We start from the raw sequence: 13,980 nt of genomic DNA on the forward strand, positions 1-13,980 counted from the left end.
ATGGCAACTGCAAAGAAGACTCCAGCGCCCGCAAAGAAGGCCGTCAAGGCGGCAGCACCTGCTGTCGCAAAGAAGGCGGCACCTGCCGCCAAGAAGGTAGCCGCCCCCGCAGCGAAGAAGGCTGCCGCGCCAGCGGCCAAGCCCGTCGCCGTGGGCATCAAGCCGATCAAGACCGCGTTCAACAAGACCACGCTGATCGCCCACCTGGCCGAGCAGGCTGGTGTGGAACCCAAGGCCACCAAGGCCGTGCTGGCCGCACTGGAAGCCACCATCCTGGGTTCGGTGCACAAGAAGGGCTCTGGCGAGTTCACGCTGCCCGGCCTCATGAAAATCGGCCTGCAGCAAATCCCCGCCAAGAAGAAGCGCTTCGGCAAAGACCCCTTCACCGGTGAAGAGCGCTGGTTCCCTGCCAAGCCTGCAGCTGTCAAGATCAAGACCCGCGCGCTGAAGAAGCTCAAGGACGCCACGGTCTGATTGCAGCCGTTGCGACGGACGTGATAAGGTGATGCTCCATCACCTTTCCCCCGCAAAGAGGACCCGTTGCCCAAGGCAGTGGGTCCCTTTTTTTTGGAGGGGTGGATAGGTCAAGCCGCAGAAGGCGCCGCCACCGCACCCCATCAGACGGTGATCACGTTGGGGGCAGCAGGGCCGGCATGCAGCAGTTCCACCTCTGCAGCCCGGCGCGAAAGCACCGCCCCCTGGTTGATATAGCCCTTGTCGGTGATTTCTCCAGCCTCTGGGTCGGGCGGCGCCGCCATCACCAGCGCACGCGTGGGGCACTGCGATGAACCTGCGCCGGCACTGCGGCGAACCTGGATCACAGCGCGCAGGGCTTGTTCCAGCCTCGCAGGGTCCGCTGCGCCTGTGGCTGAAGGAAACACCAGCATGCCCACTTCGTCCCGGTTGTGGCCGGTGAGCACGATGTCCTGCACCAGCGGCGCCAGCTCGGACACGAGCTCCACCCGCAAGGTACCTACCGACACCCAGCTCCCGCTGGAAAGCTTGAAGTCCTCGGCCACCCTGCCGTTGAAGACCACGCCACGCTCCGGCCGCGCGGGGTCCACCAGATAGCCCGCATCGCCGATGCGGTAGAAGCCCTGGCTGTCGAACGCTGCTGCAGTCTCGGCGGGCGCATTGCGATAGCCCGGAAATACCGACACGCCTTTCACCCGCATTTCGAGCTTGCTGCCATTGGGCACCAGCTTGAGCTCCAGCCCGGGCAAAGGTGCGCCAATACAGCCCGCGCCCTCCATGCGCCAGTGCGCGCTGGTCACTGCGGGTGATGTTTCCGTGGAACCCCAGGACGTGGTCAGCCACAGCGGCAGCGCGGGTCGCACGCGTGCTGCCACGGCTTCAAGTCGCTGCCAGGTGGAAGGGGCCAGCGCAGCCGCCGCGTAGAACGCCAGGCGCATGCGTGAAAGGACCTCGGTAGCCAACGCTGCATCCGCTTCCAGAAACGGCAGCAGCATGTCAAAACCACGCGGCACGTTGAAAAGCATCGTCGGCTTCACATCGCGCAGATTGCGCACCGTCTTCTCGATGAGCCCAGGCACCGGCCGTCCCTCATCGATGTAGAGCGTGCCCCCATGGCACAGCACCATGTTGAGGTTGTGGTTGCCACCAAAGGTGTGGCTCCAGGGCAGCCAGTCCACCAACACGGGCTTTTCGTGGGCCAGAAACCGCCAAGCCTGGGCAATCATCTGCTGGTTGGCGCACAGCATGCGGTGGGTATTGATGACCACCTTGGGACGGCCTGTCGAGCCCGAAGTCAGCAGGTACTTGGCATGGCCATCCGCATCGATGGCCTGGAACGCCTGCAACACAGCCGGGCTTTCCACGCCCGTCCGCAGGTGCGCAAAAGACAAGGCACCAGGCACCATCTCGGCATGGCGGCTGAAGACCTTCAAGGCATCGGATGCGTAGCCCGCCAGGGCGGGCGCGTAGACCGAGGCGTCCGACGCGTAGATCAACGAAGGCTCCAGCACCGCGAGCATGCTGTGCAGGCGGCCCGGGTCCCGGGAGCGTGAATAGGCACTCGACAGCGAACAGGGCGTGATGCCGACATGCATTGCCGCCAGCATGAGCACCGCGTGGTCCACCGCATTGTCGGAAAGGATGGCGATGGGGCGGCCCACAGGCAGTTTCAGGTCCAGCAGCGACTGCGCGACGGCGCCCATGGCCTGGCGCAACTCACCATAGGTCAGGGTGCGCCAGTGCTCGGCATTCTCAGCACGCTCCGCCAGCGCCAGCGCATCGGGTGTCTCTCGCGCCCAACGCTCCACCCACTCGCCGATGCAGCGCGCATAGGCGCCCAGCGCCACGGGAGAACGCAGTGTGAACGAGCCATCGTCCTGGTGGACCAGCATCGTGGCGGACGGTGCTATTTGGCTTTCATCGCCAAGAAATTCGGGGTGCATGGTGTGGGTGGTCTCTCGTGTTCTTGGGGCAACAACAAAAATGGACGACACGGCGCTGGCGAGTGGCGTGGCTGTGCGCAGCAACACTGCCGAAAACGCTGGGTGCACCACGTCGAAAAACCCATGCGGCGGGACCGCACGGTGGCATCGCGGATTCAGTCCAGGACGCAGGCGTCCTGCTTGGCGCGCAGAAGGTTCACCAGCAAGGTATCGCGTGCAGCCGCCAGCTCCGCGCTGGTTCTCTCACCGATTTCCTGGGCTACGCCATCCGCCACAAGGCGCTGGAGCGCCGGCGTCATCTGCGGAGCACCCAGGTCCTGCCACCAGTCTTCGATGGGGCCGCCCAGGTGTGCCAGCAAATGGGCGATGCCACCTTCGCCGCCCGACAGGTGCAGGTTCATGAACGGCCCCATCAATGCCCACCGCAGGCCCGGGCCGTGTGCAATGGCGGTATCGATGTCGGTGACACTGGCAACCCCTTCGTTGACCAGATGAAACGCCTCCCGCCACAGCGCAGCCTGCAGGCGGTTGGCAATGTGCCCTTTGATTTCGCGCCGAACATGGATGGGGCGCTTGCCAATGGCTGTGTAGAAATCCATTGCGGTGGCTATCGCCTGGGCCGATGTCATTTCGCCCCCGCCCACCTCCACCAGCGGAATCATGTGCGGGGGGTTGAACGGATGGCCCAGCACCACGCGCTCGGGGTGTTGGCATTGGGCTTGTATGGCTGTAATGGACAGGCCCGAAGAACTGGAAGCCAGGATGGCCTGCGGCGGGGCGGCATCGTCCATCCTTCGCAGCAGATCCGCCTTGAAGTCCAGCCGCTCGGGCCCGTTTTCCTGCACGAAATCGGCTTGCACCAGGGCGTCCTCCAGCCGGGGGTGAAACTGCAGCCTCGCCATGCTCGCACCCGGCGCAAGTCCCTGCCGTTCCAGCGCCGGCCAGTGCTGGGCCACGGCATCGCGCAGGCGTTTCTCGGCCCCTGGTGCGGGATCGGTGGCATCCACGTCCAGGCCCCGGGCAAGGAAGCAGGCGGCCCAGCTTGCGCCAATGACGCCGGTGGCGACCACCGCCACGCGCTTCACGGAAGAAACCATGTCGGTGCCCTTCAAGACTCTGCCGTGAAGCCGATCTTCTTGACCAGCGGACCCCAGCGGTCGAATTCTGCTTGCTGCGATGCCGCCATTTCAGCCGATGTGGAGCCCCGGGCAATGAGGCCCACCACGGCCAGGCTGTCAATCACGGATTTCTCCTTGATCGCGGCATTGATGGCCGTGTTGGCAGCGGCAACCACGCTGGCAGGTGTCTTGGCGGGTGCATAGAAGCCAAACCATTCCTCGGTGGTGAGCTCGGGGAAGCCTTGTTCCGCAAACGTGGGCACCTCGGGCGAGAACGGTGAGCGAGCCTGCCCGGAGGTCGCGATCAGCCGCAGCTTGCCAGCCTTGTGGTTGGGAATGAAGTCGCCGCTCGGGGTCACCATCGAGGCAATCTGCCCGCCGACCACGTCCGTGACACCGGGGATGGACCCTCGGTAGGGCACGTGCTTCAAGTCCACGCCGTTGTTCAGGCCCAGCAGCGCGCCGATGAAATGGGGGGTAGAGCCTGCGGCGGGTGAGCCGTAGTTGGCCTGCCCCGGGTTCGCCTTGGCCCAGGCCAGGAAGTCCTTGACTGTTTTGACCGAGGCCGGGACCAGCGGCCCCACGGCCAGCCCATGGTGCATCACAGCGGCGATGGACACCGGCACGAAGTCTTTCGTCGGGTCGTAGCTGAGTTTGCTGTAGATGTGCGGATAGATGGAGGTGCACGAAAAAGGAGACAGCGTGAGCACGCTGCCATCGGCGGGAGCCCCCTTGAGCGACTCCAGCGCAATGCGGCCGCCTGCACCGGGCTTGTTTTCCACAACAGCTGCATTGCGCGTGTAGGACGAACCGGCAAGCTTCTCGCCCACCCGGCGCGCCACGCTGTCGCCCGCGCTGCCCGCCGGGAATCCGTAGAAAAATTTGACCTGCTCCAAAGTCTGGGCCATGGCGCTCCAGGGAGCCAGTGCCCCCAGCGCGGTCGCATAACCCAGGTGGTTCATGAATTGGCGGCGTGTCTGCATCATCTGTCTCCTCTTTCTTGGTGGGTGAAATCGCAACAACTCAATCTACGGCAAATGCGGGCCGAACGCTACCGGCGCGGGGCAGTCCCATCAGTGCACGGGCTTCTGCAGGGGAGGCGGGCTCCATGTCCAGTTCGCGAATGACGCGCACGATGCGCTCCGTCAACTGCACATTGGTGGCCAGCTCTCCGTGGCGGAAATACAGGTTGTCTTCCAGCCCCACACGGGCATGCCCGCCCAATAGCAGCGCCGCCACGTTGGCTTCAAGCTGCGAGGGGCCGATGCCACTCACGCAAAAGATGCTGTTGCGCGGCAAGGTGTCCACCATCATCTGCAGGTGGCGCGGCGAATACGGCATGGCGTTCTGGAAGGCGCGGTGCACGTTCATCACGAGGTTGATGAAATGCGGCCCGTCGTCGTGCCCTTCTTCGATCAGCGTCGTGGTGTCCTGCAGGATGTGCGTGGGGCTGAACACCTCCCACTCGGGCTTGATGCCGCGCGCCTTCATGCCCATTGCCAGCTCGCGCCCTTTGCTGAGCGGGGTGTCCATGAGGATCTCGCGGCCGTCAAAGCTCAGGTTCAGGGTGGTGGCATCCAGGGTGCACATTTCGGCCCCCGCATCCATGCCCTTGATGCGCTCTTCCCAGGCGATCTCCCAGCGGTCACCGGACAAGGGCCGCACCATGTCGCCATGCACACCACCGCCGGTGGAATTGTTGATGACGATGTCGCAGCCTTTGGCCCGGATGCGGGTGTTGATGTCACGGTAGATGTCTGCGTTGCAGGTGGCGCCGCCGTCGGGGCGCCGGGCATGGATGGCCGCCACGCTGGCCCCTGCGTTCCAGCACCGCTCCACGTCATCGGCAATTTCGCCGGGCTGGGTGGGCAGATGCGGGTTCTGCGACTTGTGGGCCATGCCACCGGTGGGGGCTACGGTGACGATGACTTTGCGCTTGGTCATGGCGTGGACTGGTGGAAAATGGTAAGGCACCCATTATTTTTTTTGGCGCCTGCATACTCAGTCATCGCGATGACATTTGGACTCAGGGTATACGAGGACGCCTTTCTCCTTCACTCCGGAGCCCCACCCCATGCTGGTCAAACTGGCGCCGCCCACGGTTGCCAATCTCCTGAAAACCTCGGCCTGGTTTCCCTTGCTGGACGACAGCGCGCAGCAACGCGTCATGGACGACCTGCGCGAAGTCGAGGTCGCCCAGGGAAGTGCCCTGTGCCGGCGCGGCGATATGCCCATGCACTGGTATGGCGCCATCGAGGGCCTGCTCAAGTGGACGGTGACCTCGGACAACGGGCGCTCGGTCACACTGGGCGGCCTTTCTGCTGGCAGCTGGTTTGGCGAAGGTACCCTGCTGCGCGGCGTGCCGCGCACGGCGGACATCATTGCGCTGCGCCCCAGCCGGGTCGCACTCTTGCCGATGGAGACCTTTCAATGGCTGCACGCCACCCAGCGCAGTTTCGACCACTTCCTGCTGCGCCAGATCAATGAGCGCATGCACTGGTTCCTGGGCAATTTCACGGCCCACCATCTGCTGGACACCGACAGCCAGGTGGCACGGGCGCTGGCAGGCCTTTTCCACCCCTGGCTGCACCCTGGCAGTGACCCCCACCTGCAGGTATCGCAGGAGGAAATCGCCAACCTGTCCGGTGTCTCGCGTCAACGCTGCAACGCCGCACTGAAGCGCCTGGAGGCTGCGGGCGTACTGCAGATCGAATACGGCGGCATCACCGTGGTGAACTTGGAAGAACTGCGCCGCAGGGTCGATTGAGGCGACGTTCGCGGGGCACGGCATGGAAACCTCAGCCCCCAGGCGAACCGGTGGATCTCAACCGGCAGACCTATCGGAGCTTCATGGCGTTCCGCCCGCAGCCGCCACGAACGCAATCGTCGCTGCGATCACGTCTTCAGGACGATCGCGGTGGGGTGAGTGCGCGCAATCGGGCAGTTCCAGCAACTGCGTTCCAGGCACGCGGGCGGCAATGCCGTGGATCTGGGCCAGCGTGCCGTACTCGTCGTCCAGCCCCTGCACGGCCAGTACGGGCGCGCGCACGGTCGCGAGCTCTGTTTCGATGTTCCACGCGCGGAATGCCGGATCGAGCCAGATGCGGTTCCAGCCCCAGAAGGCGGAGTCCGGGTCCCCGTGGTAGCGGCCCAGCCTGCCGGGCAGGTCGGTGGTCTGGTAGGCGTCCCGCGCCTGCTCGATGTTCTGGATGGTCACGTCCTCCACAAAGATGTGGGGGGCCAGCAACACCAGGCCGCTGACGCTCTGCGGGAATATCGACGCATACAGCAAGGCAATGGATGCGCCGTCGCTGTGGCCAAAAAGCCAGAGCGGCTCGTCAATGCCCAAAGCCCCAAAGAATGCAGGCAGCACCTCCTGCGCCTGCCGGTGCATGAAGTCCACACCCCAGGCTTCTTCGGGCGCCCTTGGGGTGGAACGCCCATAGCCAGGCCTTGAGAACACCAGCCCCCGAAAGCCCCCCGCCTCGCACAGCTGGTACGGGAAATCCTTCCACATCGCCACCGATCCCAGCCCTTCGTGCAGGAACACCATCAAGGGCGATGCACGGCGTTCTGGCGCGATCCACTGGTATTCCACCTGTAGCGACCGGCCTCGCCAATCGATGGCGGCAAATTCGCTGCCCCCGCGTGTACTCCCGCTGACAACGCCGTTCACGCCCTGGCCTCCAGCTCACGCAGCCTGAAACGCTGGATCTTGCCCGTGGCGGTCTTGGGCAGCTCTGGCACAAACTCGATGAAACGCGGGTACTTGTAGGGCGCGAGTTTTTCCTTCACAAAGGCCTTGAGCTCGTCCTGCGTCGCGGCCTTGCCGTCCTTGAGCACCACGAATGCCTTGGTCTTGGTGAGGCCGTCCGCGTCCTGCTTGCCGATCACAGCCGCCTCCAGCACGGCAGTGTGCTGCATCAGCGTGGCCTCCACCTCGAACGGAGAGACATAGATGCCGCTGACCTTGAGCATGTCGTCGCTGCGGCCCGCGTAGGTGTAGTAACCCTCCGCGTCGCGCACGTACTTGTCGCCGCTTTTGGTCCACCCGCCCTGGAAGGTGTCGCGCGTCTTCTCGCGGTTGTTCCAGTACATCAAAGCCGCGCTGGGGCCCCGAATGTAGAGGTCGCCCACCTCGCCATCGGGCACGCTCTGGCCGTCTTCGCCACGCAACTCGACCTCGTAGCCCGGTACGGGCTTGCCGGTGGTGCCATAGCGGATGTCGCCGGGGCGGTTGGACAGGAAGATGTGCAGCATCTCGGTGGAGCCAATGCCATCGATGATGTCGCAGCCAAAGTGCGCCTTGAAGCGCTGCGCAATCTCCGCGGGCAGCGCCTCGCCCGCCGACGAACACATGCGCAGCGCCACCGACGCACGCGCTGGCAGCCGGGGCGATGCGAGCATGCCCGCGAAGCCTGTGGGGGCTCCAAAAAAAACTGTGGGCTGGTGGTCCACCCAGCGCTTGAAGGTGGCGTCGGGCGTGGGGCGTTCGGCCATCAGCACCACAGTGGCCCCCACGGACAGAGGGAAGGTGAGCGCATTGCCCAGGCCATAGGCAAAGTACAGCTTGGCCGCTGAGAAACAGATGTCCTGGGGGGTGAGGCCCAGCACGGGCTTGCCATACAGCTCGGCCGTCCACCACAGGTTGCCGTGGGTGTGCACCGTACCCTTGGGCTTGCCTGTGGAGCCCGACGAGTAAAGCCAGAAGCCTGGGTCGTCCGGCCCGGTGAGCGCGGGCACTGCCAGCGGCGATGCACTGTTCAGGGCAGCCTCCATATCTCGGGCGCCCGCGTGCAGCTTGCCCACCGGCAGCGATACCAGCAGCGTGCCCACTTCGTGGGGGCCGCGCGCCATGGCCTCGGACAGAATGGGCAACAAGGCCCCCGACACCAGCGCCGCCTGCACCCGGCTGTGCGCGAGCATGTAGGCATAGTCATCCGCCGTCAGCAAGGTATTGACGGCCACCGGCACAGCCCCTGCGTACAGGCAGCCCAGAAAGCAAACCGGCCAGTCGCTGGTGTCGTGCATCAGCAGCAACACACGCTCTTCGCGCCGCACCCCTGCCTCCACCAACACGCTCGCAAGCCGCCGGGCACGGTCTTCGAGATCGCCATAGCTCAGGCGGCCCCGGTCGTCGATGTAGGCCGTGCGCTCAGCGTGCGCCCGGTTCATGTGGAACAGATGCTCCGCGAAATTGAACCGCTCTGGCAGGCTGGTCATGGGGATGTCTCCGTGTTGTTCTGGGGGATTCGCAGGCATCAAAGACCGAGCGATGCCAGCACACCCGGGCTGCCCTGCACGGCACTGCGCTGGTGGTAGAAGTCGAGCGCGCGCAGGCCACCCAGCTCTGCACCGCCGCCGGCGCGCCCCGGGCCACCATGCTGCGACATGGGCATCACATTGCCGTGCCCTGTGTGGGTCTGCGCCACATCGGGTGTGACCACATGCACGCGCCCGTGGCTGGCAGCCAGCTGAACGGCCGCATCCGCCAGGGCTGCCTCGTCAGCGCCAAAAAGCGAGGTCACCAGCGAACCCTGGCCCCGGTGCGCCAGCGCCAGGCCATGGTCCATATCGCGATAGGGCAGCAGCGTGGCGACGGGGCCGAATACTTCCATGTCATGCACAGCAGATGCCGCATCGGCATCGCGCGCGCCCAGCAGCACCGGACCCATGCAGGCCGCCACGGCAGGGTCTGCATCCACCAGCGGCCGGGCACGGCCGTCGTGCAGCATGTCGGTGTGGGCGCCCAATGTGGCCAGGCCTTCGCGCACCGCGCGCAGCTGCGCAGCGCTGACCAAGGAGCCCATGCGCACACTCTCGTTGCGCGGGTTGCCCACGCTGATACCTGCCAGCTTGGCACCGATGGCCTCGGCCGCAGCGTCATACACCGCAGCGGGCACCAGGATACGGCGGATCGCCGTGCATTTCTGCCCGGACTTGACCGTCATCTCGCGCACCACCTCGCGCACCAGCAGGTTGAAGGCATCGCTGCCCACGGCTGCGTCGGGCAGCAAGAGGGCCGAGTTGAGGCTGTCGGCCTCGATGTTGGCCCGCACCGAGCGGTGCGCCACGGCCGGGTGCGACCGGATGACGCCCGCAGTTTCCGCAGAGCCCGTGAAAGAGACCATGTCGAAAGGCTGCAGCTGGTCCATCAAACCCGCCGAGCTGCCTGCAATGACTGACAGCGCCCCCACAGGCAACACGCCCGCATCGATCACATCCTTCACCATGCGCTGCGTGAGCCAGGCTGTCGCCGTGGCGGGCTTCACGATCACCGGGACACCAGACAGCAGCGCAGGCGCCGCCTTTTCCCACAGCCCCCAGGCCGGAAAGTTGAAGGCGTTGATGAACAGCGCCACGCCGCGCGCCGGCACCTGCAGGTGCTGCGACAAAAAGGCCGGTTCCTTGCCCAGCTTGACCGCGTCGCCATCGCGCAGCGCGCGCACATCGCCCAGCGCATCGCCCCACTTGGCGTACTGGCCCAGCGTGAAGATACCGCCGTCAATGTCCACCGCCGAATCGTTCTTCACCGTGCCAGAGTTGGCGGTTGCAATGTCGTAGTAACTCTCACGGTGTGCCTGCAACACCTTCACCACGGCGGCCAACAGGGCAGCCCGCTCGCGGTAGGTCATGGCCCGCAAGGCGGGACCGCCCCGGTCCCGGGCAAAGGCGAAGGCTTCCCGCAGATCCAGCCCGGTGCAATCGACGCGCACCAGCGCATCGCCCAACACCGGGTCGCTGAGCACCGTGCCCGGGCCGTTTCCGGTTTGCCAGCGGCCAGCGGCAAAGTTGGCCAGGAGTTCAGTCATGCAGGTCTTTCAAAAAATAGGGGATAGGCAAAACGGGTCGGCGCCGGAATGGAGGGTCCGCTTCAGCGCGTGAACTGGATCTGCCCTTCCGGCAGCAGATAGAGCACCAATGCACGCCCTTGGGCCACCGTGGGGCGGTGGGCGCTGCCCGGTGGATAGACGCACCACCCAGCAGGATGCCCGTCAAAGGTGGCTCCGCCCGTGAGTGGCATGATCAAATCGATTTCCCCCAGGGGATGGCTGTGGTGGGGGCCCGCAATGTCCTGCATGTCCACCACATCCACGGAAAAGCGGTTCAGCGCATCGTCGGCCTTGAAGACGCGGCCGTAACGGATGCCACCGCCCTCCCGGTCGCACAGCCAACCCTCTTCCACACCCACCACACAGGCCGCCTTGAGCCTTGCATAGGCCGTGCTGGCAGGTCCGTGGGTCTGGTTGAGCCAGTCCTGCAGTTCTGAATCCAGGGGCCGCCCGGCGATCTGCGCGGTCAGATCCACCAGGGCTTGATGAAATGCGGCTTTGTGGGGCATGGCTTCTCGTGGGGCTAGGAAAATGGGGGCCTGCACACCTTTTTGATCTGTATCCTTGTGGATTTTGCAGATGTGCAGTATTTTGCTTGCACATGAACAATAGGTAATGATTGAATGAATGTCAAGCACTATAGTGCATGAATTTTATTTAGCCCGAGCGGTGCAGAAGCGCCTTGGTGAGGAGCCCCTGAACATGCCCCACCCGCCAATACCCGCCAATGGGCTGTAAGAACCTGTTCCAAGAAAGATGGCATGAACGAACAAGAAGACGCAGAAACCGCGCTCTCCACGCCTGCCGAGAACATGCTGGGTGCTACGGAAGAAGCCAAGAACCCTCTGCTCGTCGCCTTAGGCGAGCGCGTGCGCAACCTGCGCGCGCAGCGCGGCCTCACGCGCAAGGCTGTCGCGGTGGCGGCCGATGTGTCCGAGCGGCACCTGGCCAACCTCGAATACGGCACCGGCAACGCATCTATCCTGGTACTTCAACAGGTGGCTGGCGCCCTGCACTGCCCGCTGGCTGAGCTGGTGGGCGACTTCACCACCCGCTCGCCAGAATGGCTGCTGATCCGGGAGTTGCTGGAGCACCGCAGCGAACCCGAGCTGCGCCGCGCGCGGCTGGCGCTGCACGAACTGCTGAGTGGCGGCGGCAGCGACACGGCACGCCACCGGCGCATCGCACTCGTCGGATTGCGGGGTGCGGGCAAGTCCACACTGGGGCCCTTGCTGGCGCGCGACCTTGACGTGCCCTTTATTGAGCTGAGCCGCGAGATCGAAACCCTGGCGGGCTGCAGCGTGCGGGAAATCCACGACCTGTACGGCACCACGGCCTACCGCCGCTACGAACGCCGCGCACTCGAAGAAACCGTGCAGATCCACAGCGAAGTGGTGATCGCCACACCCGGTGGCATCGTGTCGGACCCCGCCACCTTCAACGAACTGCTGGCGCACTGCACCACCGTGTGGCTGCGCGCCGCGCCCGAGGAACACATGGGGCGCGTGCTGGCACAGGGCGACATGCGCCCCATGGCCGCCAGCAAGGAGGCCATGGACGACCTGCGCCGCATCCTGGAAGGCCGCGCGGCCTTCTATTCCAAAGCCGACCTCACCATCGACACCTCCGGAAGCAGCCTGGAAAACAGCCTGCAGCAATTGCGCACCGGGGTGCGCAAACTGATGACCACCCGGCCAGGCTGACTCCCTTCTACGGGTCCCCGGGCTTGGAGCCTCAACCGGGGCACCCCAAAAAAATCTGCAAAAAACATCCACATGCATTGACACGCCCAATGACATGCACGATGATGCACATCAATCAATCGATTTATGCATTATTATTCCTGTTAGCAGATGGATGGAGACCCCATGACCACACCAGCCCCCACCCGCGTGGACTACCGCACCGACCCCACCCAATACCGCCACTGGACACTGGCGGTGGAGGGCTCTGTGGCGCGCCTGTCGCTCGACATTGCCGAAGACGGCGGCATCCGCCCCGGCTACAAGCTCAAGCTCAACAGCTACGACCTGGGCGTGGACATCGAGCTGCACGACGCGCTCAACCGCGTACGCTTCGAGCACCCGGGCGTGCGCACCGTCATCGTCACCAGCGCCAAGGACCGCATCTTCTGCTCGGGCGCCAACATCTTCATGCTGGGTGTCTCCAGCCACGCCTGGAAGGTGAACTTCTGCAAGTTCACCAACGAGACCCGCAATGGCATCGAGGACTCCTCCAAGCACTCAGGCCTGAAATTTGTCGCCGCCGTGAACGGCGCCTGCGCGGGCGGCGGCTACGAGCTGGCTCTGGCCTGCGACGAAATCGTGCTGGTGGACGACCGCTCGTCGGCCGTGTCGCTGCCTGAAGTGCCGCTCCTGGGCGTGCTGCCCGGTACCGGCGGCCTGACCCGCGTGACCGACAAGCGCCATGTGCGCCACGACCTGGCCGACATCTTCTGCACCAGCGTGGAAGGCGTGCGCGGCCAGCGCGCGGTGGACTGGCGCCTGGTGGACCGCATCGCCAAGCCCGCACAGTTCGCGGCCACCGTGAATGAAACCGCTGCACGGCTGGCCGAAGGCAGTCCCCGACCCGCCAGCGCACAGGGCGTGGCCCTGACCCGCGTGGAGCGCGAAGAAAGCGCCGACAGCCTGCGCTACGCCCATGTCAGCGTCGACATCGACCGCACCCGCCGCACAGCCACGCTCACGCTGAAGGCGCCCACCGGCGCGCAACCCACGGACATCGCCGGCATCGAGTCTGCGGGCGCCGCCTGGTGGCCGCTGGCCTTGACACGCCAACTGGACGACGCCATCCTGAACCTGCGCACCAACGAACTCGACATCGGCACCTGGCTGCTCAAGACCGAGGGCGACGCCCAGGCCGTGCTGGCCAGCGACGCCACGCTGATCGCCCACCAGGACCACTGGCTGGTGCGCGAAACCATCGGCGCGCTGCGCCGTACGTTCGCGCGGCTGGACGTGTCCTCGCGCAGCCTGTTCGCGCTGGTGGAGTCGGGCTCGGCGTTTGCCGGATCGCTGGCCGAACTGGCGCTGGCCGCCGACCGCACCTACATGCTGGCCCTGCCGGACGATGCGGAGCGCGCGCCCAAGATCACGCTCAACGAATTCAACTTCGGCCTGTTGCCCATGGTGAACGACCAGAGCCGCTTGCAGCGCCGCTTCTATGAAGAAGCCGCACCGCTGGAGGCCGCACGCGCCGCCGCTGGCCAGGCACTCGACGCCGACGCCGCGCTGGCCCTGGGCTTGGTGACGGCCGCCCCGGACGACATCGACTGGGACGACGAAATCCGCATCGCCATCGAAGAGCGCGCCGCCATGTCGCCCGACTCCCTCACCGGGCTGGAAGCCAACCTGCGCTTTGCCAGCAAGGAAAACATGAACACCCGCATCTTTGGCCGCCTGACCGCCTGGCAGAACTGGATCTTCAACCGCCCGAACGCCGTGGGCGAGAAGGGCGCGCTCAAGGTCTATGGCACGGGCCAGAAGGCCGGATTCGACTTGAACCGCGTCTAGCCCCACCCAGTCCGTTCAGGCTGAGCCAGTCAAAGCCCCGCGCAAGCCTTCGACAAGCTCAGGCCGAACGGGTAGCCGG

At 65.1% G+C, this 13,980-nt stretch carries 12 protein-coding genes; 4 read left to right on the plus strand and 8 right to left on the minus strand.

The genetic code is table 11. The annotated features are described in order from the left end of the window. Complete coding sequence (locus ARADN35_RS0123500; RefSeq protein WP_010466532.1) at positions 1 to 474, plus strand: HU family DNA-binding protein; 474 nt, start codon at positions 1 to 3, stop codon at positions 472 to 474. A gap of 143 nt (positions 475 to 617) precedes the next feature. Here ARADN35_RS0123500 and ARADN35_RS0123505 read toward each other — a convergent pair whose 3' ends face one another. The 4 genes from ARADN35_RS0123505 to ARADN35_RS0123520 form a co-directional block, all read right to left on the minus strand. Next, positions 618 to 2,417, minus strand: a complete 1,800-nt coding sequence (locus ARADN35_RS0123505; RefSeq protein ID WP_010466534.1) for a feruloyl-CoA synthase — start codon at positions 2,415 to 2,417, stop codon at positions 618 to 620. Between the two features lie 155 nt (positions 2,418 to 2,572). After that, a complete protein-coding gene (locus tag ARADN35_RS0123510; RefSeq protein ID WP_035198592.1) occupies positions 2,573 to 3,514 on the minus strand; it encodes a 3-hydroxyacyl-CoA dehydrogenase NAD-binding domain-containing protein in 942 nt (313 codons plus the stop codon). An 11-nt stretch (positions 3,515 to 3,525) separates the two neighbouring features. Further along, positions 3,526 to 4,518 (minus strand): Bug family tripartite tricarboxylate transporter substrate binding protein, encoded by a 993-nt coding sequence (locus ARADN35_RS0123515; protein WP_010466539.1) that lies wholly within the window; start codon positions 4,516 to 4,518, stop codon positions 3,526 to 3,528. A 40-nt stretch (positions 4,519 to 4,558) separates the two neighbouring features. After that, positions 4,559 to 5,479, minus strand: a complete 921-nt coding sequence (locus tag ARADN35_RS0123520) for a beta-keto acid cleavage family enzyme (protein WP_010466540.1) — start codon at positions 5,477 to 5,479, stop codon at positions 4,559 to 4,561. Between the two features lie 130 nt (positions 5,480 to 5,609). Between ARADN35_RS0123520 and ARADN35_RS0123525 the strand changes: the two genes are divergently transcribed. Then, entirely contained in the window at positions 5,610 to 6,302 is a 693-nt protein-coding gene (locus tag ARADN35_RS0123525) for a Crp/Fnr family transcriptional regulator (RefSeq protein WP_010466542.1), read from the plus strand. 81 nt (positions 6,303 to 6,383) lie between these two features. Here the strand turns inward: ARADN35_RS0123525 and ARADN35_RS0123530 are convergent, their stop codons facing one another. From ARADN35_RS0123530 to ARADN35_RS0123545, 4 genes are all read right to left on the minus strand, one after another. Continuing rightward, the gene (locus ARADN35_RS0123530) at positions 6,384 to 7,211 is read right to left on the minus strand and encodes an alpha/beta fold hydrolase (RefSeq protein ID WP_010466544.1); all 828 of its coding nucleotides are present in this window, start codon (positions 7,209 to 7,211) and stop codon (positions 6,384 to 6,386) included. Then, positions 7,208 to 8,758, minus strand: coding sequence for a benzoate-CoA ligase family protein (locus ARADN35_RS0123535; RefSeq protein ID WP_010466546.1), 1,551 nt, complete (start codon positions 8,756 to 8,758; stop codon positions 7,208 to 7,210). Before ARADN35_RS0123535 ends, ARADN35_RS0123530 begins: the two co-directional genes overlap by 4 nt. A 38-nt stretch (positions 8,759 to 8,796) precedes the next feature. Then, entirely contained in the window at positions 8,797 to 10,347 is a 1,551-nt protein-coding gene (locus ARADN35_RS0123540; protein ID WP_010466548.1) for a 3,4-dehydroadipyl-CoA semialdehyde dehydrogenase, read from the minus strand. A 62-nt stretch (positions 10,348 to 10,409) separates the two neighbouring features. Then, positions 10,410 to 10,877: a 4-hydroxylaminobenzoate lyase gene (locus ARADN35_RS0123545; protein WP_010466549.1), complete on the minus strand. Its 468-nt coding sequence runs from the start codon at positions 10,875 to 10,877 to the stop codon at positions 10,410 to 10,412. 252 nt (positions 10,878 to 11,129) lie between these two features. On the opposite strand from ARADN35_RS0123545, the gene ARADN35_RS0123550 reads away from it, so the two are divergent. Together ARADN35_RS0123550 and boxC are read left to right on the plus strand one after the other, a co-directional pair. Continuing rightward, a complete protein-coding gene (locus ARADN35_RS0123550) occupies positions 11,130 to 12,071 on the plus strand; it encodes a helix-turn-helix transcriptional regulator (protein ID WP_010466551.1) in 942 nt (313 codons plus the stop codon). A gap of 165 nt (positions 12,072 to 12,236) precedes the next feature. Next, complete coding sequence (gene boxC / locus ARADN35_RS0123555; protein ID WP_010466553.1) at positions 12,237 to 13,901, plus strand: 2,3-epoxybenzoyl-CoA dihydrolase; 1,665 nt, start codon at positions 12,237 to 12,239, stop codon at positions 13,899 to 13,901. Positions 13,902 to 13,980: the final 79 nt, after the last annotated feature.

It is taken from the genome of Acidovorax radicis N35, assembly GCF_000204195.1.
Lineage (GTDB): Bacteria > Pseudomonadota > Gammaproteobacteria > Burkholderiales > Burkholderiaceae_C > Acidovorax > Acidovorax radicis.